This is a genomic window from Saccharopolyspora sp. NPDC045839 (genome assembly GCF_056431645.1).
In genome coordinates this window covers 69,392-93,829 of sequence record NZ_JBWKKH010000015.1, presented here as the reverse complement: position 1 = coordinate 93,829, position 24,438 = coordinate 69,392, and the positions used below count along the sequence as shown (strand labels likewise).

The following is a 24,438-nucleotide window of genomic DNA, read 5'->3' as shown; positions in this document are numbered from 1 at the left end:
CCCGGAACCGGTGCGGCCCCGCGGGGCCGCTGCCGGTGATCAGGACGTGACGGCGCACTGGCCGCGATCCTCGCGCGCGGGCCCGGCCGCGGTGGGCCGCACGTCGAAGTCGAAGATCGCCGCCGGGACGTAGAGCGTGCAGCAGGCGTTGGGGATGTCGACGATGCCGCTGATCCTCCCCTCGACGGGCGCCGAGCCGAGCAGCAGGTACGCCTGTTCGCCGGTGTAGCCCCACTTCTTGAGGTACTCGACGCCGTTGAGGCAGGCACGCCGGTAGGCGGTGGTGGCGTCCAGGTAGTGGTTGGTGTCCGTGTCGTGGTCCACCGAAACCCCGGAGAACGACAGGAACTCCGAGTACCGCGGTTCGACGTTGCCCGGCATGAACACCGGGTTGGTGCTGATGCCGAACTTGTCCATGCCGCCCTTGATCAGGTCGACGTGCAGGTCGATGAAGCCGCCCATCTCGATCGCGCCGCAGAAGGTGATCTCGCCGTCGCCCTGGCTGAAGTGCAGGTCGCCCATGGACAGCTTCGCGCCCTCGACGAAGACCGGGTAGAAGACCCGCGACCCGCGGGTGAAGTTCTTGATGTCCTGGTTTCCTCCGTTCTCCCGGGCCGGCACCGTCCGGGCGCCCTCCCGGGCGATCCGCTGCGCCTCGCTGCCGTCCGCCTGACCGGCCAGCGCCCCGGGCTCGGTCGGCGGCAGGGCCAGCGGTGGCACGCGGTTCGGGTCGGTGTCGATGAGCGCCTGCTCCCGCCGGTTCCACTTGGCCAGCAGATCGGCCGATGGCGCGGTGCCCATCAGGCCGGGGTGGGTGATGCCGGTGTAGCGGATGCCCGGCAGGTGCCGCGAGGTGCACTGCTGCCCGTGGAAGTCCCAGATCGCCTTGTAGGCGTCCGGGAAGTAGTCGGTCAGGAAGCCGCCGCCGTTGACCTTGGCGAACACGCCCGTGTAGCCCCATCCCTGCCCCGGGGCCTCACCGGTCTCCTGCGGCACCGGCCCGAGGTCCAGGATGTCGACGATCAGCAGGTCGCCGGGTTCGGCACCTTCGACGCCGATGGGGCCGCTGAGCATGTGCGTGAGGTTCAGGTCGACGTCCCGCACGTCGTTGGCGGAGTCGTTGTTGCCGAGCTGCGCGTCGGTCCACTCCCGGCATTCGACGCGGAACTCCTGGCCGGGCCGGACCATCGCGGCCGGCGGGATGTCCGGGTGCCAGCGGTTGTGCCCCGGCACCGCCTGCTCCCGCATCGACTTCGACTGGTCGACGCTGAAAACCACTTCTGGCATGGGAAATCCTCCTCACTGATGTGCCGGACGGTGGGGCGCGGACAACGTCCGGAAGCCCCGGACCGACCACACGCCGGTGGTGAACAACCACAGCGCGACGAAGACGACGACGCCGAAGACCACCAGCGCCGTCGCGATGGCGTTCGGGTTCTGCCAGTAACCGGTCATGATCAGGAACGACGGGATCGCGGCGGTGACCCAGCCCTCGATCGCGGCGACCCAGCCGGTGTAGCGGGTTAGCCGCTCCATCTTGAGGCCCAGCAACAGGAAGAACAGCAGCCACAGGAACGACCAGTACAGCCAGATCACGCCGAACGGGCTGTCCCCGAGCAGCCGGAAGTTCGCGAACGAGTAGCCGAGCGCCATGATGGCGACGAACAGCGAGAACCAGCCGACTCCGCTCGTGTCGAAGTCACCGAGCAGCCCGATCCCCACGTACAGGTAGGTGAATCCGAAGAGGTAGATGCCCGACGCGCTGAGGACCGTGACCGGGTCCCCGAGGTTCACCGCGATCAGGATCGTCGGGGTGATCACCTGGAGCGCCCCGACGAAGAGGTTGAACACGCCGATCGCCTTCGGGTCGGCCTTGCCCAACAGCATGACGCCGTTGAGGAACAGCACGGCGCCGACGTACAGCAATCCCACGTATGCCACCGATGACACCTCCGCTGGCGCCTGGGCCCGGTCAGGGGCGCGGGAGCCGGGACAGCGACGGATGCGGCTCGGGCGGCTTCCCGCGGGGCACCTCGGTGACCACCTCCGGTTCCGCGCCGCTGCGCTCCGCCCGGTCGAGCGCGGCGGCGAGCCGCGCGGGCACGGCGGCGAGGTGCGGTGCGGAGAAGATCCTGCGGGCCGGTCGCCCGCAGTGGAGGCATTCGCGTGAAGCCGAGGCCGTCCCCATCGGCTGGTGCGTCTCGAAGCGACCGCACCGAGGGCAGTCGTACTCGTAAGTCGCCATGGCCGGCCCTTCCCCCGAAGACCTGAGACCGATGCGATCCCGCTGCGGTCGCCGGCCGGAAAATCGCGGACCGACGGCCCAGAACCGAGGAGACTCCCGGCGTCGTGCGCTGTCAAGGGCGGCATGATCTGCGGCGACGCGGCCCTGGCGGTCGGGTTCGGCGTGGCGCGCGGCACTGTTGACTGCGCGTGCCCGCCTACCCAATAATTTCCGCCCAACAGAGTGAGCACCCGTCGGAGCGGTCACAGCATGCAGGCGGCACCCGACACGATCAGAGTGGTGGCTGCCCATGCGTCCCCGACACGATCCCCGCGGTCGCATCATCCTGACCGCCTGGCTGTGCCCGGGCTGCGACGTCGCCGGACGTTCCGCGCCCGAGAACGAGCCGGAATGCTGGAACTGCGGCGGCCCGGTCGTGGTCACCGCGCGCCCCTCGGTGCCCGTCGCCGAACCTGCCGCCGGCTCGCCGGTCAACTCCTGACCGTCCGTCCACTGTGCACTCCGATCGACCCCCGACCGTCCGCTAGCACAGCGTGACTGATCGACTACGGATCGAATTCGGGGCGAAAGACCCCTTTACCGGCCTTTTCCTGGCAATACCGTGACAAGTACCGGCGAAAAGCCGGTGAATCCGACGGCGTACTCACGTCGCCGGGGTCGGCAGAAAAGCACCGGGAGTCCCGGTGGGCTCTTCGCGCCCCGGAAAGGCCCGGTGCGGCAATCCCCATCATGGGATTAACGAGGGATCACGATGCAGATCAGCACAATCTTCAGCAACCGTCACGGCTGGGGCTGGGGCCACGGCTGGGGCTGGGGCTGGGGCTGGGGTTGGGGCTGGGGTCGCTGGGGCGGTTGGGGCGGCTGGGGCGGCTGGGGTCGTTGGGGCGGCTGGCGCTGAGCCGGCTTTGACGTCCTGAGAACCTCTTCCAACCAGCAACCACATCCAACCCAAAAGACCAGTCCAGCATTTCCGGTAGCTCCCGTCCGCATTGAGGCGGGAGCTACTGCTGCGTCTGGACGACCCTCGTTGTCCACACAGGACTCGAACACCGCGCGGAAGTGCCGGGGCCGATTCCCGCCGGACACGGGCCGGCGGTGACACCATGATCGACTCATGCGTGCTTCCGACGACGTGCTGTTCGCCCACCTCCGCCGCACCAACGCGGATTTCGCCCGCCGGGTGAGGTCGATCGAGCCCGGCCAGTGGGCCGATCCGACCCCCTGCGCCGAATGGGACGTGCGCGCGCTGGTGAGCCACCTGGTGCAGGCGAACGCGATCTACCGCCTGCTGCTGCACGGCGGCCACAGCACCCAGTTCCTGATGATCCGCGAGCAGGACGCGCTCGGCGACGACCCCGCCGGATCGTTCGACGCCGCCGCGGCGAGCTGCCTCGCCGCCTTCGGCGAGCCCGGGGCGCTGGACCGGGTCGTGGACTACCCGTTCGGCCCGGTCGACGGCCGCAAACTGCTCGGACTGCTCATCGCCGACACCGTCGTGCACAGCTGGGACCTCGCCCGCGCCACCGGCGGCCCGGAGGAACTGGACCCGTTGCCGGTCGAGTGGGTCGACGACAACTTCGAGTGGCTCTACACCGGCGTCGCCGAGGGGCCGCTCGACCCGGGCAGCACGCACAGCTACTTCGCGGCGGCCGCGGCGGCTCCCGCCGACGAGACCCGCCAGCAGCGGGTGCTGCGCCTGATGGGCCGCCGACCCTGAGCTCCGCCACCGGAATCCGATCCGGAATTCGATCTTGCAGAATCCGCTCCCCGCGCGCCCGGCCTGGGCTACCTTGATCAACATCGCACGTGATCTTCGTGCGGGGAAATCGGAGGACAACAGCAGATGACCAGGAACCTGCCGGGGTCGGTGAAGCGCACCGCGGCGCTGGCCGCCGCGGTCGCCGCCGCGGGCGCGTTCACGAGCTTCGGGACGGCGCAGGCCGACGAGCCGACCGGCGACGTGACGCCCTCGATCATCGGCGGCACACCCGCGGACCAGACCTACTCGTTCATGACGTCATTAGAGTACGAACGCGACGGGGACCCGAACTCGCACCGCTGCGGCGGCGCGCTGATCAGCCCGGAGTGGGTCGTGACGGCGGCGCACTGCGTCACCTCGCCCGACCCGAACGGCGGCGCCTACGTCGTGATGGACCCGGCGCTGCTGCACGTGCGCGTCGGCTCCAACGACCGGACCTCCGGCGGAACCATCGCCAAGCTCCAGGACATCGTGGTGCACCCCGAGTACCACTCGTACGAGGACCGCGAGCTGGGCAAGGACATCGCGCTCCTGCACCTCGACGGGCCGATCGCCGACGCGCCGGCGCCGATGGCCGACGAGCTCACCGCGCCGGGCACCGCGGTCCGCGAGATCGGCTGGGGCTACGTCTCCAACGCCGACGCCGGTGACCCGACCAAGCTGCCGACGCAGCTCCAGCAGCTCGACACCTCGATCATCCCGTCCGACACGCCGAAGTGCGTGGCGGGCCCGGACGGCGACACCTCCTGGGGCATCCACGACGGCGACGTCTGCGCGGACAACCCCGAAGGCGTTCGCGGTCCCTGCGGCGGCGACTCCGGTTCGCCGCTGCTGGTCAAGGAAGGCGGCCGCTGGCGGGTCGTCGGCGTGGACAGCCGCGGCGTCGGCCACGTCTGCGGCGAGTCGCCCGACGTCTACACCAGCGTCGGCCACTTCCGCGGCTGGATCGACAGCGTCATCGCGTGATCTCCTGATCGCGACAGGGCCCCGGCGGTGGATCGCACCGCCGACCGACCGTGCGCACTTTGTGCTGCTATTGCGACACAAAGTGCGCACGGGCCGGTTGAAGACCGCGAGGACGAGACGCGACATCTGACCAATCTGGACCCGCACCAGCCCACCTCCTCGAGAGCCGCGGCGGATGCACCGCCGGGAAAGATCGCCGGTTTCGTGTTGTCGATTCCGGTGTGATCAGCACCGCGACCGCGATCGAGCCCGGCGACCGGGCGGGCTTCGAGCAGTCTTTCGGCGAGGACGCGAAGGGCGCCACGCCCTACTACCTCCGCCACACCGTGGAGAACCTCGGCGGCACCGATCCGACCGGCAAGAACGGCCCGCTGACCGACGGGCTGCCGACAGACAGCACCACCACCGGCATGTTCATCACCGGCTCGATGCCGGGCAGCAACGCCGCCGCTCCCCCGCCGACTTCGACAGCCCGGCGCCCGGTACGACAGCCGCCGGCCGGACGCCGCGGGCGACGAGGTCGTCGCCGCGAAGTAGGACGGCGGCGACACGACGAGAACCCGGTCGTCTGGCGGCTTCCCGGCAGGTGGCCGGCGCGGCGCGGCCGCATGATCGTGTTGAGATGTTCGCCCCCGCCCCGGACAGTGGTTTCGATGTCGGGCACATCGGCAAGGGACGGGGGCCGGGGATGCGGGTAGCAACAGCGTGGCAGGTCGTCGTCGGAGGCGTGCTCGCCTGCGCGATGGCCTCGTGCACGGCTCCACCGAAGCCTTCGGCCGCGTCCGTGACGGCCTCGGTGCCGGACCGCGCCGCGCAGGTCGCGCCCAGCGAGCCGCTGGTCGTCACCGCGCACGCGGGCACGCTCACCTCGGTCACCGTTACCACGGACGGGGGAAGGACGATCCCCGGTTCGCTGCGCGACGGCGGCCGCTGGTGGAGCACGACGACACCGCTGGAGTTCGGCACCACCTACCGGGTGCACGCCCTGGCCGAGGACGTCGAGCGGAAGCCGTCGGCGCCGCTGAACTCGACCTTCAGCACGGTCAAGCCCGTGGACACCGTCACCGTCGAGCGGACCCGGCCCACCGACGGCGACACGGTCGGCGTCGCCATGCCGGTGTCGATCTACTTCAGCCGGCCGGTGACCGACCGGGCCGCCGTCGAGCGCCGCCTGTCGGTCGAGCCGTCGGTGCCGACCGAGGGCTCGTTCCACTGGATGAGCGACGAGCAGGTCAACTGGCGCCCCAAGGAGTTCTGGAAGTCCGGCACCATCGTCCGGGTGCGCGCGCAGCTGTACGGCGTGGACACCGGCGGCGGCGTGATGGGCACCGACGACACCGAGACCAGCTTCCTCATCGGGCGCGACCAGCGCGCGATCGGCGACGTCAACACCCACACGTTCACCGTCTTCCAGGACGGCCAGCCGATCCGGGAGCTCCCGGCCTCCTACGGCAGGAGCGTCTACCCGACCCAGTCCGGCGTCCACGTGGCCTTCGAGAAGCACACCTCGACGCGGATGCGCTCGGACACCTGGGGCGGGCCGCAGAAGGGCCAGCCCGGCTACTACGACGAGGTCCTCCCGCACGCCGTGCGCATCTCCAACAACGGCGAGTTCGTGCACGTCAACGCCGCGACGGTCGGGCAGCAGGGGGTCGCCAACGTCTCGCACGGGTGCATCAACCTGTCGCCGGCCAACGGCAAGTGGTACTTCGACTTCGTGCAGATCGGCGACCCGGTGGAGATCGTCGGCTCCGACCGGCCGCTGACCCCGGCCGACGGCGACATCCCGGACTGGACGATCCCCTACGACGAGTACATCAAGGGCAGCGCCCTCTACCAGCCGCGCTGAGCGGCGTGCCGGGGCAGGAAGGCCGCGATCGCGAGCGCGAGGAGGGCCGCGGCGGCGGCCATCGCCATGATCACCTGGAAACCTGCCTCGGACGGCACGGTCAGCGCGCCGAACGTCGCGGTCAGCTGCGCGAGCACGGCGCCCGCCACCGCACTGGAGACCGAGGTGCCGATGGCGCGCATCAGGGTGTTGAGGCTGTTGGCGGCAGCGGTCTCCGCGACGGGCACCGCCGCCATGATGAGCGCGGGCATCGCCCCGTAGGCGAGCCCGATGCCGGCGCCGATCACGCTGGAGACGAGCACGAGCTGCCAGACCGCGGACATCAGCACGATGCCCAGGCCGTAGCCGGCGGCCACCACGACGGCGCCCAGCATCAGCGTCGTCTTCGGTCCCCGGGCCGTCGAAATGCGCGCGGACAGCGGCGCCATGGCCATCATCAACAGACCCGACGGGCCCATCGCCAGCCCCACGACGAACATCGTCTGCGCCAGGCCGTAGCCGGTGGCCGCGGGCAGCTGCAGGAGCTGCGGCAGCACCAGGGACATCGCGAACATGGCGAACCCGAACACTGCGGACGCGATGTTGGTGAGCAGCACCTGGCGGCGCGCGGTGGTGCGCAGGTCCACCAGCGGCCGGGCGACGCGCAGCTCCCACCAGCCCCACAGCAGGAACAGCACCGCCGACGCACCGAGCAGTCCCCCCGCTCGGGTGGCGGTCCAGCCCCACTCCGCGCCCTTGGAGATCGCCAGCAGAAGGCAGATCAGCCCGGCCGACAGCCCGATCGCGCCCACGAGGTCGAAGCGCCCGCCGCTGCGCACGCCGGATTCCGGCACGAACGCCGGCACCAGCGCGGTCGCGACGGCACCCAGGCCCGCCGACGCCCAGAAGAGCACGTGCCAGTCGGTGCGTTCGGCCAGGAAGGCGGCCGCGGGCAGGCCGAGCGCGCCGCCGACGCCCAGCGAGGCGCTCATCGTCGCGGTGGCCGAGCCGAGCCGTTCGGCCGGGAGCACGTCGCGCATGATGCTGATCCCCAGCGGGATGACGCCCGCAGCCAGCCCCTGCAGGCTCCGCCCGACGACCATGGGCGCCAACGAGTCGCTGAGGCCGCAGACCGCCGAGCCGGCCACCAGCAGCACCAGGCTGATCAGCAGCATGCGCCGCTTGCCGTACATGTCCCCCAGCCGGCCCACGACCGGGGTCGCGACGGCCCCGGCGAGCAGCGTCGCGGTGATCGCCCACGCGGCGTCGGACGCGGACGCGCCCAGCAGCGCGGGGAGCACCGGGATCAGCGGGATGACCAGCGTCTGCATCAGCGAGACCACGATCCCGCCGAAGGCCAGCACCGCCACGACGGTGTTCGCGCGCGGCGGGCCCGAAACCACGGCGTCGGCGGCTCGGGCTGGGGCGTGGGGCATGGCGGGGCCTCCGTCGGGGTGATCGGCGTTGCCGGTCGGCTACTTTAAATCAGCTGATTGACTTAAAATAGCGGGACCGGTTAACTGGTCGCAGACCGACCGGGAGGAGCGCGCATGACCGGCGAGGGCGAACAGGTCCTGGACTACCCGATTCCCAGCGCGGCGGCGCTGGAACCGCCCGCGGAGTGGGCGCAGCTGCGGCAGGGGTGCCCGGTGGCGCGGGTGTCGCTGCCCAGCGGCGACGAGGCGTCGCTGCTCACCCGATACGACGACGTCAAGCGGGTGCTTTCCGACCCGCGGTTCACCCGGCAGCTCAGCGCCGAAGGCGCGGCCCGGATCTCGGCCAACGAATCGGGTGGCGTGTTCAACAGCTCGATGGCGGACTCGCTCCCCCAGACCGGCGAGGAGCACCAGCGGTGGCGGCGAATGGTCGCCAAGTGGTTCACCGCACGGCGGATGACCGCGCTGCGGCCCGAGATCGAGGCGATGGCCGATCGCCTCATCGACGACATGGTGACGCGCGGCGCGCCTGCCGACCTCAAGGCGGGCCTGGGTTTCCCGCTGCCGGTGTGGGTCATCTGCACCATGCTCGGCGTTCCGGACAGCGACCGGGACAAGTTCGCGTACTGGTCCGACACGCTGCTCAACCTGACCAGGTACCGGCAGGAGGAGATCGACGCGGCGCAGGCCGAGTTCGTCGCGTACATGGCCGCCCACGTCGCCGCCAAGCGGGCGGAACCCGGTGAGGACCTGCTCAGCGAGCTCGTCGCGGCCACGGATGCCGAGGGGCGCGGGCTGACCGACGGGCAGCTGGTGGGCACCGGCCAGGGCCTGCTGGTCGCCGGGCACGAGACCACGGCGAACATGATCGGCAAGATGGTGGCGATGCTGCTGGCCGACCGCACGCGGTGGGAACAGCTGCTCGCGGACCGGTCGCTGGTGCGCACCGCCGTGGAGGAGGCGCTGCGGTTCGACGCCAACCCCGGCTTCGGCATGCCGCGCTACATCGGCGAGGACGCCGAGGTCGCCGACATCGAGCTGCCCGCGGGCACGACCGTGGTGTGCAGCATGGCCGCGGCCAACCGCGACGCCACTGCGTTCGACGGCGCCGACGAGATGGACCTCGGCCGCAGTCCGAACCCGCACCTGGCCTTCGGCGCGGGGGCGCACTCCTGCCTGGGTCAGGCGTTGGCCCGCACCGAGCTGCAGGCCGTGCTCGACGTGCTGCTCCGCCGCCTCCCCACGCTGGAGCTCGCCGTGGCACCGGAAGACCTCAACCGGGTCGAGGGCCTCGCCGTCGGCGGCCTCCGCGAACTTCCGGTGCGGTGGTGACGATGGCCGGGAAGACCGTCCGGGCGGAGCGGGTCAACGCGACGCGGGAGCAGATCTTGGCGGCGGCGGAACGGCTTTTCGCCGAGCACGGGGTGTTCGCCGTGTCCAACCGCCAGGTCAGCGAGGCCGCGGGGCAGGGCAACAACACCGCGGTCGGCTACCACTTCGGCACCAAGGCCGACCTGGTGCGGGCGATCGCGCGCCGGCACTCCGCGCAGATCGAGCGGCTGCGCCTGGCCATGGTCGCCGAGGCCGACGGCTCCACCGACGTGCGGGACTGGGTGGCCTGCCTGGTCTGCCCGGTCACCGAGCACCTGGCCGCCCTCGGCAGCCCCACCTGGTTCGCGCGGTTCGGGGCGCAGGTCATGACCGATCCCGCGCTGCGCGAGATCATGATCGACGAGTCCCTCACCGCGCCGTCGCTGCTGACGGTCCTCGACGGCCTCAACCGGTGCCTGCCCGACCTGCCGGTCGACGTGCGGCTGGAGCGCGGCGACATGGCCCGCCAGCTCATGGTGCACATGTGCGCCGAGCGCGAACGCGCTCTCGCCGAAGGCACCGCCACACCGCGGAACAACTGGCAGGACGCCGCGAGCGGCTTGATCGACGCTATCGTCGGGATGTGGCTGGCACCGGTCACGCGGTGATTTCCGTTCGGACCAGCCGAAATCCGCCCGAGGAGGATGCTCGTGAAGGTGACCGTCGACGAGGACAGGTGTTGCGGCGCAGGGCAATGCGCGCTGCTCGCCCCCGAGGTGTTCGACCAGCGGGAGGACGACGGGGTCGTGATCCTGCTCGACGCGGCACCGGCCGAGCCGCTGCACGCCGCGGTCCGCGAGGCGGCCGGCGTGTGCCCGGCGGCGGCGATCGAGCTGGGCGAGAACGCGTGAGCGCGCCCGCAGGCGTGCTGGTGGTCGGCGCGTCCGCCGCCGGCATCACCACCGCAGATGCGTTGCGCCGCAAGGGATATCTCGATTCCCTGACCCTCCTGGGCGCCGAGCCCCACCTGCCCTACGACCGGCCGCCGCTGTCCAAGCAGGTCCTCTCCGGGATCTGGGAGGCCGAGCGGGTGCGGCTCCGGTCGCCGGAGAAGCTGGCCGAACTGGACGCCGACATCATCCTCGGTGACCCGGCGGTCGGCCTGGATCCGGCGACCCGCACCGTCCGCACCGCCTCCGGCCGGACCCTGACCGCCGGAACCATCGTCGTGGCGACGGGGCTGCGGCCCAGCACGCTGCCCGGCCAGGACGGTCTGACCGGCGTGCACGTGCTGCGCACCGTCGACGACTCCCTGGCACTGCGATCCGCCCTGTTGAGCGCGACGCGGGTGGTCGTGGTCGGGGACGGCGTCCTCGGCACCGAAATCGCCGCCACGGCAAGGGGAATGGGTGCGGACGTGACGCTGGTCGGCCCGCAGCCGGTGCCGATGGCGAGCCAGTTCGGCACCCTGGTCGGCGGGCTGCTCGGCGAACTGCACGCCGAGCGCGGCGTCCGGCTGCGGCTGGGCACGGCCGTCGACGGGCTGACCGGGCGGGACGGCAGGGTCACCGGCGTGCGCCTGGACACCGGCGACGAACTGCCCGCCGACGTCGTCGTGGTGGCGCTCGGCGCCGCGCCGGCGACGGAATGGCTCGCGGAAAGCGGGCTGCAGCTGGACAACGGGCTCGTCTGCGACTCCCGCTGCCGTGCGGCGGAAGGGATTTACGGCGCCGGGGACGTGGCCCGGTGGCAGCACGACGCGCTCGGCGTCCCGCTGCGGCTGGAGAACCGGACCAACGCCACCATGCAGGCGAACGCCGTCGCGGCCAACATCCTCGGCGAGGACCAGCCCTACTCCCCCGTGCCGCACTTCTGGACCGACCAGTACGACACCAAGATCCAGGTCCACGGCCTGCCCACGGCCGCCGCCGAAGCGACCATCGTGGACGGAGACCCGGCGGACGGGCGATTCGTCGCGATGTACCGCCGCGATGGCGAGGCCGTCGGCGTGCTGGGCTGGAACATGCCCAAGCAGACCCGGTTGCGCCGCGGCGAGGTCGTCGAGGCGCTTTCCGCACCGGTCCGGTGACGACGACCCAGGAAGGCAAGCGATGATCCCAGTTCGCGAGGAATCGGCGGATGTCCCGGAGTTCCCGATGGCCCGGGCGGCGGGCTGCCCGTTCGACCCGCCGCCAGACCTGCGGTCCCGGCAGGAGGCGGGGCCGCTCGCGAAGGTCCGGCTGTGGGACGGCAGCACTCCGTGGCTGGTGACCCGCTACGCGGAGCAGCGCACGCTGCTGGCCGATCCGCGGGTCAGCGCCGACATCACCCGCCCCGGCTACCCCAGCTCGGCGCCGGTCAGGCCGGGCGGTTCCGCCGTCAGCTTCATCCTGATGGACGACCCCGAGCACGCCAGGCTGCGGCGGATGGTGACCGCGCCGTTCACCGTCAAGCGGGTGGCCGCGATGCGCCCGGCCGTGCAGAAGATCGTGGACGACCTGATCGACGAGATGCTCGCCGGCCCGAACCCGGTGGACCTGGTCGAGGCGTTCGCGCTGCCGGTGCCCTCTCTGGTGATCTGCGAGCTGCTCGGTGTCCCCTACTCCGATCACGACTTCTTCCAGGAGAACAGCAAGACCATCATCAAGCGGGACGCGAGCCCCGACGACCGCACCGCCGCGATGGGCCGGCTGGCCGGTTACCTGGACGAACTCGTCGGCGCGAAGCTCGCGAACCCCGGCGACGACCTGCTGTCCCGGCTGACCGAGCGGGTCGCGGCCGGGGAACTGGCCCGGGACGAAGCGGCGCGGATGGGCGTGCTGCTGCTGATCGCAGGGCACGAGACCACCGCGAACATGATCGCCCTCGGCACGCTCGCCCTGCTGGAGCACCCGGAACAGCTGGCGCTGCTGCGCGGGTCCGACGACCCGAAGCTGGTCGCCGGCGCGGTCGAGGAACTGCTGCGCTACCTGCACATCACGCACAACGGGCGACGCCGGGTGGCGCTGGAGGACATCGAGATCGACGGTCACGTCATCCGCGCCGGCGAGGGCCTGATCATGGCCAACGACATCGGCAACCGCGATCCCGAGGCGTTCCCCGATCCCGACCGGCTGGACCTCACCCGCGACGCCCGCCACCACGTGGCCTTCGGTTTCGGCGTGCACCAGTGCCTCGGGCAGCCGCTGGCGCGGATGGAGCTGCAGGTCGTCTACAGCACGCTCTACCGGCGCATCCCCACCCTGCGGCTGGCCGAGGACCTGGCGCAGATCCCGTTCAAGCACGACGGTTCCGTCTACGGCGTCTACCGCCTGCCGGTCACCTGGTGACCGCCCGACCCCGAGGAGTTCCGATGAAGGTGACCATCGACCAGGACAAGTGCGTCTCGTCCGGTCAGTGCGTGCTGGCCGCGGAAGAGGTCTTCGACCAGCGCGACGAGGACGGCGTCGTGGTGCTGCTCAACGCGAATCCGCCAGCCGAACTCGCCGAGGACGTCCGGCAAGCAGCGGTGCTGTGCCCGGCGCTGGCCATCGTCGTGGAGGACTGACGGCAGCGATCGCGCCGCGGCTCGCCTGCGGCGCGATCGTTCAGGCCTTGGCCCGTCGGCGAGCCCGGTAGGCCGCGGCCTTGACGCGGTTGCCGCACTCGTCCATCCCGCACCAGGTGCGCCGGGCGCCGCGCGAGCGGTCGAGGTAGATGCGGGTGCAGTCGTTGCGACCGCATTCCTTGAGACAGGCGTGGGGATCGCCGAGCACGGCGATACCGCTCCTGGCTATGTGAGCCAGCACTGCACGGAGATCTCCCGAGATGTGCAGCCCCGCGTCGCTGAGCTTGATCGCGGGCAGCGGCGCGGCGGCCGCGCCGTTGACGATGTGCAGGCAGCCCGGGTCGAAGGGCCGGTCGAGCACGCGATCGAGGGCGAGCCGGTAGAGCGCTTCGCGCAGTGCCAGCGCGAACTCGAAGGTTGCGAAGTCGGCGGTGACCCGGTCCGGGAGCTCGGCGCATTCGGCCACCCACCGCTCCAGGTCCGCGGGCGCCGCCAGGGCGTCGATGGGCTCGTCCCGGCGAGACCCCACGGTGCCGGTCAGGTCGAGGGCCGCGTTGCCGCTCACGAATGCGAAATCCACGTCACCATCTTGACCGGTGACGAACTTGGGAGCAATATCGTCACCTGTCAAACCGGTGACGCCAAACCCCAGGAGGAGATCGCGTGGCAGAGATCCGCGACGTCGAGGTCGTCGTCTTCGACGTCCTCGGAACACTGGTCGACGAGCCCGGCGGACTGCGAGCGGCTATTCGCGACGCCGTACCCGCGTCCGACGATGCGAAGGTCGACGAGCTGCTCGCCGCGTGGCTGGAGCACGTCGAGCTCGAACAGCAGCGCATCGCGCAAGGACATCGCGCGTACGCCAACTCCGAGATCATCGACGGAGAGGCCGCTCGGCTGGTGGCCGACCGCGCCGGGCTCACCGATCCAGCGGCCATCGCCCGGCTGGCCACGGCGGGCCAGCGGCTGCCGCCCTGGGACGACACCGTCGCCAACCTGGAGCGGCTCGCGGAACACTTCGCCGTGCTCGGGCTCTCCAACGCCGGCCGCACCGCATTGATGCGGCTCAGCGCGCATGCGGGGTTGCGCTGGCACCAGGCCTTGCCCGGCGAAGCCGCCCTGGCCTACAAGCCGGCGCCGGAGGTCTACCGCCTCCCGATCGACACCGCCGGCTGCCCGCCAGAACGCGTGCTCATGGTGGCCGCCCACGCCTGGGACCTCCGCGGGGCCCAAGCGGCCGGCATGCGGACCGCCTACGTCCACCGGCCGGGAGGAGATCCGCCGACGAGCTCCGACACGTTCGACTGGCGGTTCGACGACCTGGACGACCTGACCACCGCGCTGACGGCGAGGTGACCAGACCCCGCCGCAGTCCGCCAAGCGCAGTGCCCCGGCCGACGGCGCGGCAGGTCGATCCGCCAGGTTCAGCCGGCGGCGATTCGGCCGAACTGGGCCGGCGCCGCCCCGAGGACGTCAAGTCCTATGTGGACGCCGTGCTGGAATCCTTCGGCGCGCCGGCGAATCGCTGGCACGCCTGCGTCCGGAAACGAAGAAGCACACGACCTGCGCACAGGTCGTGTGCTTCTGCTACCGACTCAGTCGGCGTGCGCGCTGCTTGCCGCGGCCTGCGGCAGCGGCGTCCCGCGCGGCGGGATCGCGTCGGCCTCCGCCGGATCGACCTTCGCCAGCGAGCCGTCGGCCGCGCCGTGCGCGATGGCCAGCATCGACCGCAGCGCCGAGTCGATCTGCGCCTGCTCGTGCTCCGCACCCATGTCGCTCAGCTCGATGAGCACGCTACCGCTGCCGCGCAGGCCGTAGGCGTTGCGGGCGATGCCCTGGTAGTCGCCGCCCGGGTACTGCGACACGTTCGCGCCGCCCTCGGTCATCGACCGCTGCGCCACCACCGAGATCTGCTTGGCCAGCGCGATGTCGTCGGCTTCGACACCCGGGGCCGTCGGCCACAGCAGCGACGCGGTGATCTCGCGCCCCGAGCCGTCGACGTAGCGGCCCTGCATGTGGTAGTCCACCACGATCTGCGGCTGGAACTCCGCGTAGTGCCGCTGGATCAGGCCGGCCTCGGTGGCCGGGTTGTCCTCGGGCGCGACCGCGGGGTCGTGGTAGCGGTTGATGTCGTAGCCCTTGCCCGCCTCGCCGTACTCGGGGTCGGCGTCGGGCGCGTAGTTGTAGCGCCAGTTCTGCTCGTGGCCATCGGGATTCGCCCGCACCACGATGTCGACGGTCACCTGCGACCGCAACCAGCGCTGGTAGTCGCTCCGGCCGACGCCGACGTCGCGCAGGAACTCCAGCGCGGCGGGCGTGCCGAGCGGCTCGTCACCGTGCTGCTGCGTGACGTAGAGGATGCGCAACGGCCCGTCGCCGACCCGCGCGCTCCACACCGGCCTGCCCTGGTTCGACTCGCCGATGGCGTCCACCCGGATCGCGCCGCGGCTGCGCCACTGGAGCTTCTGCAGCTCCCGGGCGAGCTCTTCCGTGCTGGGCCGCGGGTCGACCCGACCGGGCGGCGCGGCCTGCGAAGGCGCGACGAACCCCAGGACGGAAAGGACCGCTACGACAACGGAAAGCAGCGCTATGCGCGTCGACTTCACCATGACGCAGGAGTCTGCCCCGCCGGACGGCCGCACCACAAGATCCGGAGCCCAATTCCCTTGCGCCGACAACGATCGGCGGGTCCGTTTCACCGCCAGGCGCTGACGCACTCCCGGCTCCGGCTCGTGCCGACACCTGCCGTCGACCGCCCGGCGCGAACCCGTTGGCGCCGAACGAAACCGGGACGCCGAGCGGCGCTGTTCGGGTGGCGCGGTTAGCCCGTTCGTGCCCGCCGGTCGTGGCTCGCCCCAACGCCGCCTGCCACCGGCCTACGTTTGCGCTACGCGACGACGGGCCGGCGCGGAGAGGACGATGACGTGCAGCAGGTGATCACGGCGGGACAGGTGCTCATCGGCCCGGCCCGGCGCGAGTTCCAGCCGCCGGGCTGACCGGGCCGCGGCGAATTGGCCCGTGTTCCCCGCCCGCGAATGCACCAGATCCGCGGTCGTTCCAGCGCTTAGGGTCGTGGGGTGACAGCTTTCCCGGTGCCACAGCGCATGGATTCCTCCGCCGTCCTCGTCACCGCATGACCGGCGGCTCCCACCGGCAGCGCGCTGCGGATCGCTCTCCCCGAGAAGGGTTTCTGGAGTCGTGACGACCTGCGAGGATCCGGTGTCCGCGACCGGCCGGTCGACCGCCAGGGGCTGGCTCGCCGTGCTGGCGGTGTCCCTGGGCATCTTCTCCCTGATGACCTCCGAGCTGCTGCCGGTGGGTCTGCTGACCCCGGTCGGTTCCGAGCTGGACGTGTCGGAGGGCACCGCGGGCCTGATGCTGACCGTTCCCGGCCTCGTCGCCACCGTCTCCGCGCCGCTGGTCACGGTCGCGACCGGCCGGCTCGACCGCCGCGTCGTGCTGGCTGCCCTGATCGGCCTGGTCGGCGCCGCCAACCTCGCCTCCGCCTTCGCGACCGGCTTCACCACCGTCCTGATCGCGCGCTTCCTGGTCGGCATCAGCGTCGGCGGCTTCTGGTCCGTCTCCGGCGGAATCGCGCTGCGCCTGGTGCCGGAGCGGCACGCGCCCCGGGCGACCGCGGTCATCTTCGGCGGGGTCGAAACCGCGTCCGTCTTCGGCGTTCCCATCGGCACGTTCCTCGGCGACCTCACCGGCTGGCGCAACGCGTTCGCGGCCGTGGGCGGCCTCGGACTCGTCTCCCTGGTCTGCATCGCCCTGCTGATGCCGAAGGTGCCGGCCCGGCGGACCATCGGATTCGCCGACCTGCCGCGGGTCTTCCTGGGCAACGCGGGCGTGCGGGCCGGCATCGCCATCACGTTCCTCGGTGTCACCGGCCACTTCCTGGCCTACACGTTCATCCGGCCGATCCTGCAGGCCGACGGCGTCGACGGCGCCCTGATCGGCGTGCTGCTGCTGGCGTTCGGCCTCGCCGGGATCTGCGGCAACTTCGTCGCCGGCGCGCTCATCGCCAGGCGGATGCGGCAGACCGCCGCGGGCATCGCCGCGATCCCCGCCCTGGCCATGGTCGTCCTCTCCGTCGTCGACAACACCGCCGTCACCGCGGCCACCGTCCTGGTGCTGTGGGGTGCGGGCTACGGGGCGCTGCCGGTCACCTTCCAGACCTGGATCCTCAAGGCCGCGCCGGAGACCACCGAGGCCGCATCCTCGCTGTACGTCTCGACGTTCAACCTGTCCATCGCGCTCGGCTCGCTCGTCGGCGGCCTGGCCGTCGACGGCATCGGCACCACGAGCGTGCTGTGGTTCGGCGCGGCGCTCGCCGTCCTCGCCCTGTTCGTGGTGGGCGGATCCCGCCGCGCGAGGACCATCACCTCGCGATGAATGTCCACAAGGGATGTTGGACTCAGGGCTGCAGCCCCGGGAACCGCCGCGTGCGCTCCACGCAGTAGACGCGCAAGCCGTCGACCAGGGCCTGGATGGAAGGCCGCGCGTAGTGGGCGGCGTCCCAGCCCGCGTGGAGGGGCACCGTCAGCGGGCCTTCGCCGGTGCGCACGATCAGGTCCCGCAGACCGAACCTGGCCTCGTCGGTGACCAGGCAGATCCCGCGGCCCGCCGCGGCGAGGGCCTGGGCGAAGGCCGAGGAGCCGGTCTCGACGACACCGGCCGGCGTCAGGCCCTCCCGGCTGATGGCCTCGTCGACGACCAGCCGGGCCACGTTCGACCGGGTCATCACGATCAACGGCTCGGCGACCAGCTCAGCGAGGTCGATCGTGGTGCGCCCGCCCAGGGGGTGCTCGGCGGGGACCTGGGCCAGCACCGGGGTGCGCCCCAGGAACGCCGACTCCAGCGAGGCCGGGGCCGGGAACGTCGAGATGCCGATGTCGGCGTCGCTGCGCATCAGCGTCTCGAAGACCCGGCTCGGCTCCTCCTGGATCGCATCGCGGAGCGTGGGCCCCGCCACGCCGCCGCCCGCCATGAACGGGGCCAGCAGGGACGCGACCGTGGCGGGCGCGGCGACCACGGTGAGCGCCGCCTCCTCCCCCTCACCCACGGCGGCCATCGTCTCGGCGGCCTGCTCGGCGCGGCGCACCAGGTCCTGGGCGACCGGGCGGAAGCGGCGGCCGGCGGCGTTGAGCGTCAGCGACCCGGGGCGGCGCGTGAACAGCGAAACCCCCAGATCCCGCTCCAGGGCGCTCAGCTGGCGGGACAGGGAGGGCTGCGCGACGTGCACCATGCGGGCCGCGGCCGTGACCGACTCGGACTCCGCGACGGCGAGGAAGTAGCGCAGCACCCGCAGCTCCATGTCGTCCTCCCTTCCCATCATGCCTCCGAGGCATGAGATTGCTAGCAATCAAGTATTAGACGACATTGGTGGCCGAATTCAAACTATGGGCTGTCCAACACACCCGCCCGGCTCCTCCGGTGAGAACCCGCACCGAAGGCTCCGCTACCGCCGGAGACCCATGAACGTCCCACGCCCCGCCGGGGTTGCCCGCGCCTCCAGCCAGGCCCGCCGCGCGGGTCTCGCCTCCTTCGTCGGCACCACCATCGAGTGGTACGACTTCTACATCTACGGAACGGCGTCCGCGCTGGTCTTCGGGAAGCTGTTCTTCCCCGAGGTCTCGCCCGCCGCGGGTGTGCTCGCCTCCTTCGCGACCTTCTGGGTCGGTTTCCTCGCCCGGCCGCTGGGCGGCGTCATCTTCGGCCACTTCGGCGACCGCATGGGCCGCAAGGGCACGCTGGTCACCACGCTGCTGCTGATGGGCGTCGCCACCTTCCTGATCGGCGTGCTGCCCACCCACGCGCAGATCGGCGTCGCCGCCCCGTTCCTGCTGGCGCTGCTGCGCGCCGTCCAGGGCATCGCCGTCGGCGGCGAGTGGGGCGGCGCGGTCCTGATGGCGTCCGAGCACGCGCCGAAGGGCCGGGGTTCCTTCTTCGCGATGCTGGTGCAGCAGGGCTCCCCGGCCGGGGCGATCCTGGCCACGCTGGTCTTCCTGGCCGCGGGCACCCTGGACGACGCCGCCTTCCTCGCGTGGGGCTGGCGGGTGCCGTTCCTGCTGTCCGGGGCTCTCGTCGTGGTCGGCCTGCTGATCCGCATGAAGGTCGAGGAGTCCGGCGAGTTCGAGCGGGTCAAGTCCAGCGGCGACGTGGTGCGGCTGCCGGTCGCCGAGGTGCTGCGCACCGCCTGGCGGACCGTGCTGCTCGGCATCGGCGCCTCGATCATGGGCATCTCGACCGCCTACTTCACCAACACGTTCGTGCTCTCCTGGACCACCAACGAGCTGCACATGAACCGGCAGACGATGCTGTACGTCCTGCTCGCGCTCTCGGTCGCGCAGTTCCTGTGGCAGCCGGTCGCCGCGCTGATCTCCGAGCGGGTCGGCGAGGCCCGGTTCATGGTCTGCTCGCTGCTGGTCAACGCAGTCGTCGCCGTCCCGATGTTCCTGCTGATCAACACCGCGCAGCCGCTGCTGGTCTTCGCCGGGATCGCGCTCGCCATCGTCAGCGGCTGCGGGTACTACGCCGTGCTGGCGGGCTTCCTCGCCCGCGCCTTCCCCTCCCGGATCCGCTACACCGGGATCTCGCTGGCCTACCAGCTCTGCTCGACGCTCATCGGCGGCACGACGCCGTTCGTGGCCCAGGCCCTGCTGACCTCCAGCGGCGGTTCCTTCTGGCCGGTGGCCGCCTTCTACGTGGCCCTGCTGCTGATCACGACCGCGAGCGTCGCCGGTCTCGCCCGCTTCGGCGCGCGGCGAGCGGCCCAGGAACAGCCCGCCGAAGCCATCGCCTGACCCATCCAGAGAAGGAGTTGACCAACCGTGCGCCTCGACGCGATCTTCCACAATGGACGGTTCACCACCCTCGACCCGGACCGTCCCGCCGCCCACACCGTCGGTGTCCTGGGCGGCCGGATCGCCGCGCTCGACGACGAGGTGGCGGGCTGCGCGTCCGACGTGGTGGTCGACCTCGGCGGCGCGCACGCCGTGCCGGGCTTCAACGACGCGCACCACCACCTCAGTCTGGTCGGCAAGGGGCTGCGCGAGCTGGACGTCTCCTACGAGGCCGCGCCGAGCCTCGACGCGCTCTACCAGGCGGTGGCCGAGCGGGCGGCGACGCTGCCGGCCGACGCGTGGGTGACGGGCTCGGGCTACGACCAGAACAAGATCGGCGCCCACCCGACCGCCGAAGTGCTCGACCGGGCCGCGCAGGGTCGCCCGGTGTGGCTGATGCACACCTCGCACCACATGGCCGTGGCCAACACCGAGGCGTTCAGGCGGGCCGGGTTCACCGACCTCGCGGACGTGCCCGACATGCCGGGCGGCCACGTCGTGCGCGACGCGGGCGGGCGCGCGGTGGGGCTGCTCCAGGAGACCGCGATGCAGCTGGTCGAGCACGTGCTCCGGCCGGAGCCGTCCGAGGAGTGGGTCGCCAACATCGCCGCCGCCTCCGAGGCCGCGCTCGCGATCGGGCTGACCAGCGCGACGGAGCCGGGCATCGGCGTCGTCGACGGCATCGGCAATGGCCCCGCCGACCTGGACGCCTACATGCGCGCGCGGGAACGGGGGCTGCTCGGTGTCCGGATGACTGTCATGCCCTACATCACCGCGCTGCACGACTGCGGCGCACTCGAGCCGGGCAACACCTGGTACGGCCTCGACCTCGGCCTGCGCACCGGGTTCGGCGACGAGTGGCTGCGCATCGGGCCGACGAAGATCCTCTCCGACGGTTCGCTGATCGGCCGGTCCGCGGCGATGTGCTGCGACTACCACGACGCCCCCGGCAACAGCGGGCTGCTGCAGTACGAGCGGGAGCAGATCCGCCGCTACATCGTCGAGGCGCACCGCTGCGGCTGGCAGGTGGCCACGCACGCCATCGGCGACGCCGCTCTCGACGTCGTCCTCGACTCCTACGAGGAGGCGCAGCGACTGCACCCGCGCACCGACGTGCGGCACCGGATCGAGCACGCGGCGGTGACGAGCGCCGAGCAGGTCGCCCGGATCGCCGAGCTCGGCCTGATCCCGGTGCCGCAGGGCCGGTTCCTGTCGGAGATCGGCGACGGCATGCTCGCGGCCCTCGGGCCCGAGCGGGGACGGCTCGCCTACCGGATGCGCTCGTTCCTGGACGCGGGCGTGGTGCTGCCGGGTTCCACGGATGCGCCGGTGGTCGCCCCCGACCCGCTGCTGAGCATCCACGACATGGTGAACCGGCGAACCGCCTCGGGCGCGCCGATCGGACCGGACGAGGCCGTGACGGCGCACGAAGCCCTGCGCGCCTACACGATCGGCTCGGCCCACGCCGTCCACGAGGAGCACATCAAGGGCACTCTCGCTCGGGGTATGCTCGCCGACTTCACGGTCCTCAGCGACGATTTGCTGAGCGTGGCGCCGGAACGCATCGGCGAGCTCACGGTGGGCGCAACGGTGGCCGGCGGACGGATCGCCCACGACACCGGAGCGTTGAAGACCGTCTGAACGCACCGCAGCCGCCGCCGCACAACCCTGCGGCGGCGGCTCAGGCTCCGGGCGCGATGATGCGGCCGTAAGGCGTGGTCAGGTGTTGCGGCGGCCGGGACAGGTGCAGTGCGGCGTGGTAGCTGCCCCTGGTTTCCTTCCCGGCGGGGTCGGCTCCGGTGGCCTCGACGGCCGCGATGGCGTAGTGCTGCTCTTCCGGGTCGGTGAACCGGCGTTGCACGAAGGTGCGGGCCTCGTCGACCTCGGTGACGAGCCCGTGGTCGGCGAGGGCGTCGGCGATCGGCCGGTAGGTCCCGGTGCGCAGGACGAACGCGGCCACCCACACCTCTTCGGCGGCCGCGTGCAGCAGCTGGTGGAAGGTCCGGGCGGAGAGGAAGCTGACGCCGCCGGTCACGGTGATCAGGCTCGCCGGAGCGGCGGCCCGCAAGAACGCCGGAGACGCGGACGCGGTCTCCAGGTTCTCGGTGAAACCGGCGTCGAGCAGGCCGGCGGCCACCGCGTAGTCGATCGCGGGCGCGGCGATGTCCAGGCCCACCACCGGGACCGCGTCCGCGCGGCGGCGGGCGGCGTAGAAGTCCTTGTCGCGCTCGATCAGCTCGGCGGTCCCCAGCTCGGCCACGTCCGGCGAGGTGTAGTGGGCGTGGAGGTCGTCGAAGGTCAGGTGGTGGTTGAGCAGCGCGGCGTTGATGCCGTAGGAGCAGCACAGGTCCAGCACCGTCACCCGCCCGGCCCTCGCCCGTTCCGCCAGGAGGCGGCGGAACACCGGTTGGGCGTGGTGCGGCGTCCGGTAGCCGTACCGGCCGAGGCTGCGGAAGTAGGCGCGGGGGTCGGGCTGGTCGTAGATCTCGTCGAACGGCGTCCTGCTTCCCCGGGACTGCGACATGCCTCGATTCTGGCAGCGCGCCCGGCTTTCCGAGGCCCGCTGATCATCTGCAACACCTTTGGAACCAAGGCTTCGTCCAGATCGGTGAACGCGCTTGCTTCACGGCGCACACCGCCTCCGGCGGCAGAATCCACCGCGTCAGACGGGAGTTCCATTCGCAATCCACTGTGGACACACCGTGTCGGCGGAAGAACCGAACGACGAGGAGGGTGCCGGGTGTCCGCAACCCGACGCCCGCTCGCGTTCCCGCTCAGGCCGTCCGACGGCGACCGTCCCGCCGCGGCGCACCCGACCTGAGGGGTCGTTTCAGAATGGTGCGCGGGCGCGTGTGGGCGGTGGCCGTCTGGGCGGGTGCGGGGCGCCGGGGGACGAAACGACCCCCAAGTCCGCGTCAGCCCGCCTGATCGGCGGATTCCGGCAGGTTCCAGAGGCCGCTCGCGGTGCCGTTGGACACGTGCTCCTTGTAGACCGCGACCTTGTGGTCGATCAGGGCGAGGCAGTCGGTGAGCTCGTTGATCCGGTCGACGACCTGCCGCTGGTGCTCGCGCAGCAGCGCGAGCCGCTCGTCCTCGTTTCCTGGTCCGCTGCGGACCAGCTCGGCGAAGTGCCGGATGGTGGCCAGCGGCATCCCGGAGGCGCGGAACTTGGTGCAGTTGACCAGCCACTCGACGTCCAGCCGGCGGTAGACGCGGCGGCCGCTGGAATTGCGCCGCACCGGGCCGATCAGCAGCCCTTCGCGTTCGTAGAAGCGCAGGGCGTGCACGCTCAGCCCGGTGCGTTCCACGACCTGTCCGATGCCGAGCTCCGAGGCGCTGTGGGTCATGCCGCGAGCCTACTGATTTGACCTAGAGCGGGCTCTAGCTCATAGCGTCCGCCGCATGACAGCAACCGCAACCCCGCAGGGCAAGATCGGATCCGGGTTCGGCGCCCGCAGCACCGCCGCCGACGTCCTGCAAGGGATCGACCTCACCGGCAAGCTCGCGATCGTCACGGGCGGCTACTCCGGCATCGGCCTGGCGACCACCCGCGCGCTCACCGACGCCGGGGCGCACGTCGTCGTCCCCGCCCGCCGGCCGGCCGAGGCGCGGGAAGCCCTCGGGGATGTCGAGGTGGCCGGGATGGACCTCGCCGACCTGGACAGCGTCCGCGGCTTCGCCGACCGGTTCCTCGCCTCCGGCCGCCGCATCGACCTGGTCATCAACAGCGCCGGCACCATGGCCTGCCCGGAGACGCGGGTCGGTCCGGGCTGGGAGATGCAGTTCGCGGTGAACCACCTCGGCCACTTCGCGCTGATCAACCTGCTGTGGCCGGCGATCGCGCCGGGTGCGCGCGTCGTCTCGGTGTCCTCGGCGGGCCACCAGTTCTCCGGGATCCGGTGGGACGACCCGCACTTCGAGCGCGGCTACGACCGGTTCCTGGCCTACGGGCAGTCGAAGACCGCGAACGCGCTGTTCGCCACCCACCTCGACGCGCTCGGGCGGGATAGCGGCGTGCGGGCGTTCTCGCTGCACCCCGGTGCCATCCTCACGCCGCTGGTGCGCCACCTGCCCAAGGAGGAGATGGTCGCCGCGGGCTGGATCGACGCGGCGGGCAACCTGGTGAACAGCGACTTCAAGACGCCGGAGCAGGGCGCGGCGACGCAGATCTGGGCGGCGACGTCCCCGCGGCTGGCCGGGATGGGCGGCGCCTACTGCGAGGACTGCGACATCGCCGAACCCACCGACAGCACCGAAGGCTGGACCGGCGTGCGCGACTACCTGACCGACCCGGACCAGGCGGCCCGGCTGTGGGCGCTCTCCGCCGAGCTCACCGGCATCAACGCCTTCGCCTGACGGCGGCAGCCGACGTCCCGACCGGTGTCGTGAGTGCTTTGGAGCGCCATAGCGGCCAAAAACACTCACGACCCGATCGCTCCGCCGCGGTCATGCCCCGACCGAGGCTCCCGCAAGAGCAGGGGCGCCCCTGGCCGGCTCG

Annotated in this window: 26 protein-coding genes; 17 read left to right on the top strand and 9 right to left on the bottom strand. The window is 71.4% G+C overall.

Annotated elements, in window-relative coordinates; all coding sequences use genetic code 11:
* Positions 1-39 precede the first annotated feature (39 nt).
* From fmdA to AC07EQ_RS21685, 3 genes are read right to left on the bottom strand one after another with little or no spacing between them, the layout of a single operon-like run.
* On the bottom strand, positions 40-1,287 hold the full coding sequence (fmdA, locus tag AC07EQ_RS21695) for a formamidase (RefSeq protein ID WP_478389733.1): 1,248 nt from the start codon (positions 1,285-1,287) through the stop codon (positions 40-42).
* 12 nt (positions 1,288-1,299) lie between these two features.
* Positions 1,300-1,941, bottom strand: a complete 642-nt coding sequence (locus AC07EQ_RS21690) for an AmiS/UreI family transporter (protein ID WP_478389732.1) — start codon at positions 1,939-1,941, stop codon at positions 1,300-1,302.
* Between the two features lie 31 nt (positions 1,942-1,972).
* On the bottom strand, positions 1,973-2,245 hold the full coding sequence (locus AC07EQ_RS21685; RefSeq protein ID WP_478389731.1) for an FmdB family zinc ribbon protein: 273 nt from the start codon (positions 2,243-2,245) through the stop codon (positions 1,973-1,975).
* A gap of 289 nt (positions 2,246-2,534) precedes the next feature.
* Between AC07EQ_RS21685 and AC07EQ_RS21680 the strand changes: the two genes are divergently transcribed.
* From AC07EQ_RS21680 to AC07EQ_RS21655, 6 genes are all read left to right on the top strand, one after another.
* On the top strand, positions 2,535-2,726 hold the full coding sequence (locus tag AC07EQ_RS21680; protein ID WP_478389730.1) for a hypothetical protein: 192 nt from the start codon (positions 2,535-2,537) through the stop codon (positions 2,724-2,726).
* 270 nt (positions 2,727-2,996) lie between these two features.
* Positions 2,997-3,143: a hypothetical protein gene (locus AC07EQ_RS21675; protein WP_397529179.1), complete on the top strand. Its 147-nt coding sequence runs from the start codon at positions 2,997-2,999 to the stop codon at positions 3,141-3,143.
* A 216-nt stretch (positions 3,144-3,359) separates the two neighbouring features.
* The gene (locus tag AC07EQ_RS21670) at positions 3,360-3,962 is read left to right on the top strand and encodes a TIGR03086 family metal-binding protein (protein WP_478389729.1); all 603 of its coding nucleotides are present in this window, start codon (positions 3,360-3,362) and stop codon (positions 3,960-3,962) included.
* A 126-nt stretch (positions 3,963-4,088) separates the two neighbouring features.
* On the top strand, positions 4,089-4,970 hold the full coding sequence (locus AC07EQ_RS21665; protein ID WP_478389728.1) for a S1 family peptidase: 882 nt from the start codon (positions 4,089-4,091) through the stop codon (positions 4,968-4,970).
* 221 nt (positions 4,971-5,191) lie between these two features.
* The gene (locus AC07EQ_RS21660; RefSeq protein WP_478389727.1) at positions 5,192-5,668 is read left to right on the top strand and encodes a hypothetical protein; all 477 of its coding nucleotides are present in this window, start codon (positions 5,192-5,194) and stop codon (positions 5,666-5,668) included.
* Positions 5,659-6,819: a L,D-transpeptidase gene (locus tag AC07EQ_RS21655; RefSeq protein ID WP_478389726.1), complete on the top strand. Its 1,161-nt coding sequence runs from the start codon at positions 5,659-5,661 to the stop codon at positions 6,817-6,819. Before AC07EQ_RS21660 ends, AC07EQ_RS21655 begins: the two co-directional genes overlap by 10 nt.
* On the opposite strand, the gene AC07EQ_RS21650 is transcribed toward AC07EQ_RS21655, so the two are convergent.
* Complete coding sequence (locus tag AC07EQ_RS21650; protein WP_478389725.1) at positions 6,804-8,234, bottom strand: MFS transporter; 1,431 nt, start codon at positions 8,232-8,234, stop codon at positions 6,804-6,806. The genes AC07EQ_RS21655 and AC07EQ_RS21650 overlap by 16 nt on opposite strands.
* A 114-nt stretch (positions 8,235-8,348) precedes the next feature.
* Here AC07EQ_RS21650 and AC07EQ_RS21645 point away from each other — a divergent pair, with 114 nt between their 5' ends.
* The 6 genes from AC07EQ_RS21645 to AC07EQ_RS21620 are packed head-to-tail and all read left to right on the top strand — an operon-like array spanning position 8,349 to position 13,092.
* The gene (locus AC07EQ_RS21645) at positions 8,349-9,566 is read left to right on the top strand and encodes a cytochrome P450 (protein WP_478389724.1); all 1,218 of its coding nucleotides are present in this window, start codon (positions 8,349-8,351) and stop codon (positions 9,564-9,566) included.
* A gap of 2 nt (positions 9,567-9,568) precedes the next feature.
* A complete protein-coding gene (locus AC07EQ_RS21640) occupies positions 9,569-10,213 on the top strand; it encodes a TetR/AcrR family transcriptional regulator (RefSeq protein WP_478389723.1) in 645 nt (214 codons plus the stop codon).
* A gap of 42 nt (positions 10,214-10,255) precedes the next feature.
* Positions 10,256-10,456 carry a ferredoxin gene (locus AC07EQ_RS21635; RefSeq protein ID WP_132484958.1) on the top strand — a complete coding sequence of 67 codons (201 nt, stop codon included), beginning with the start codon at positions 10,256-10,258 and terminating at the stop codon, positions 10,454-10,456.
* Positions 10,453-11,634 (top strand): NAD(P)/FAD-dependent oxidoreductase, encoded by a 1,182-nt coding sequence (locus AC07EQ_RS21630; protein ID WP_478389722.1) that lies wholly within the window; start codon positions 10,453-10,455, stop codon positions 11,632-11,634. Before AC07EQ_RS21635 ends, AC07EQ_RS21630 begins: the two co-directional genes overlap by 4 nt.
* A gap of 22 nt (positions 11,635-11,656) precedes the next feature.
* The gene (locus tag AC07EQ_RS21625; RefSeq protein WP_478389721.1) at positions 11,657-12,874 is read left to right on the top strand and encodes a cytochrome P450; all 1,218 of its coding nucleotides are present in this window, start codon (positions 11,657-11,659) and stop codon (positions 12,872-12,874) included.
* Positions 12,875-12,897: 23 nt separating this feature from the next.
* Positions 12,898-13,092 (top strand): ferredoxin, encoded by a 195-nt coding sequence (locus tag AC07EQ_RS21620; RefSeq protein WP_358302256.1) that lies wholly within the window; start codon positions 12,898-12,900, stop codon positions 13,090-13,092.
* 40 nt (positions 13,093-13,132) lie between these two features.
* Here the strand turns inward: AC07EQ_RS21620 and AC07EQ_RS21615 are convergent, their stop codons facing one another.
* Positions 13,133-13,672 carry a CGNR zinc finger domain-containing protein gene (locus tag AC07EQ_RS21615; protein WP_478389720.1) on the bottom strand — a complete coding sequence of 180 codons (540 nt, stop codon included), beginning with the start codon at positions 13,670-13,672 and terminating at the stop codon, positions 13,133-13,135.
* An 83-nt stretch (positions 13,673-13,755) separates the two neighbouring features.
* Here AC07EQ_RS21615 and AC07EQ_RS21610 point away from each other — a divergent pair, with 83 nt between their 5' ends.
* Positions 13,756-14,448, top strand: a complete 693-nt coding sequence (locus AC07EQ_RS21610; RefSeq protein ID WP_478389719.1) for a haloacid dehalogenase type II — start codon at positions 13,756-13,758, stop codon at positions 14,446-14,448.
* Between the two features lie 239 nt (positions 14,449-14,687).
* Here AC07EQ_RS21610 and AC07EQ_RS21605 read toward each other — a convergent pair whose 3' ends face one another.
* Positions 14,688-15,701, bottom strand: a complete 1,014-nt coding sequence (locus tag AC07EQ_RS21605; protein WP_478389718.1) for a M14 family zinc carboxypeptidase — start codon at positions 15,699-15,701, stop codon at positions 14,688-14,690.
* A gap of 589 nt (positions 15,702-16,290) precedes the next feature.
* Here AC07EQ_RS21605 and AC07EQ_RS21600 point away from each other — a divergent pair.
* Positions 16,291-17,490 (top strand): MFS transporter, encoded by a 1,200-nt coding sequence (locus tag AC07EQ_RS21600; RefSeq protein WP_478389717.1) that lies wholly within the window; start codon positions 16,291-16,293, stop codon positions 17,488-17,490.
* A 22-nt stretch (positions 17,491-17,512) separates the two neighbouring features.
* On the opposite strand, the gene AC07EQ_RS21595 is transcribed toward AC07EQ_RS21600, so the two are convergent.
* Positions 17,513-18,430: a LysR family transcriptional regulator gene (locus AC07EQ_RS21595; protein WP_478389716.1), complete on the bottom strand. Its 918-nt coding sequence runs from the start codon at positions 18,428-18,430 to the stop codon at positions 17,513-17,515.
* A gap of 142 nt (positions 18,431-18,572) precedes the next feature.
* Here AC07EQ_RS21595 and AC07EQ_RS21590 point away from each other — a divergent pair, with 142 nt between their 5' ends.
* Together AC07EQ_RS21590 and AC07EQ_RS21585 are read left to right on the top strand one after the other, a co-directional pair.
* Positions 18,573-19,901, top strand: a complete 1,329-nt coding sequence (locus tag AC07EQ_RS21590; RefSeq protein WP_478389715.1) for an MFS transporter — start codon at positions 18,573-18,575, stop codon at positions 19,899-19,901.
* 27 nt (positions 19,902-19,928) lie between these two features.
* The gene (locus AC07EQ_RS21585; RefSeq protein WP_478389714.1) at positions 19,929-21,581 is read left to right on the top strand and encodes an amidohydrolase; all 1,653 of its coding nucleotides are present in this window, start codon (positions 19,929-19,931) and stop codon (positions 21,579-21,581) included.
* A gap of 40 nt (positions 21,582-21,621) precedes the next feature.
* Here the strand turns inward: AC07EQ_RS21585 and AC07EQ_RS21580 are convergent, their stop codons facing one another.
* Complete coding sequence (locus AC07EQ_RS21580; RefSeq protein WP_478389713.1) at positions 21,622-22,464, bottom strand: class I SAM-dependent methyltransferase; 843 nt, start codon at positions 22,462-22,464, stop codon at positions 21,622-21,624.
* A gap of 391 nt (positions 22,465-22,855) precedes the next feature.
* Positions 22,856-23,287 carry a MerR family transcriptional regulator gene (locus AC07EQ_RS21575; RefSeq protein WP_478389712.1) on the bottom strand — a complete coding sequence of 144 codons (432 nt, stop codon included), beginning with the start codon at positions 23,285-23,287 and terminating at the stop codon, positions 22,856-22,858.
* Positions 23,288-23,342: 55 nt separating this feature from the next.
* On the opposite strand from AC07EQ_RS21575, the gene AC07EQ_RS21570 reads away from it, so the two are divergent.
* Complete coding sequence (locus AC07EQ_RS21570) at positions 23,343-24,296, top strand: SDR family NAD(P)-dependent oxidoreductase (protein WP_478389711.1); 954 nt, start codon at positions 23,343-23,345, stop codon at positions 24,294-24,296.
* Positions 24,297-24,438: the final 142 nt, after the last annotated feature.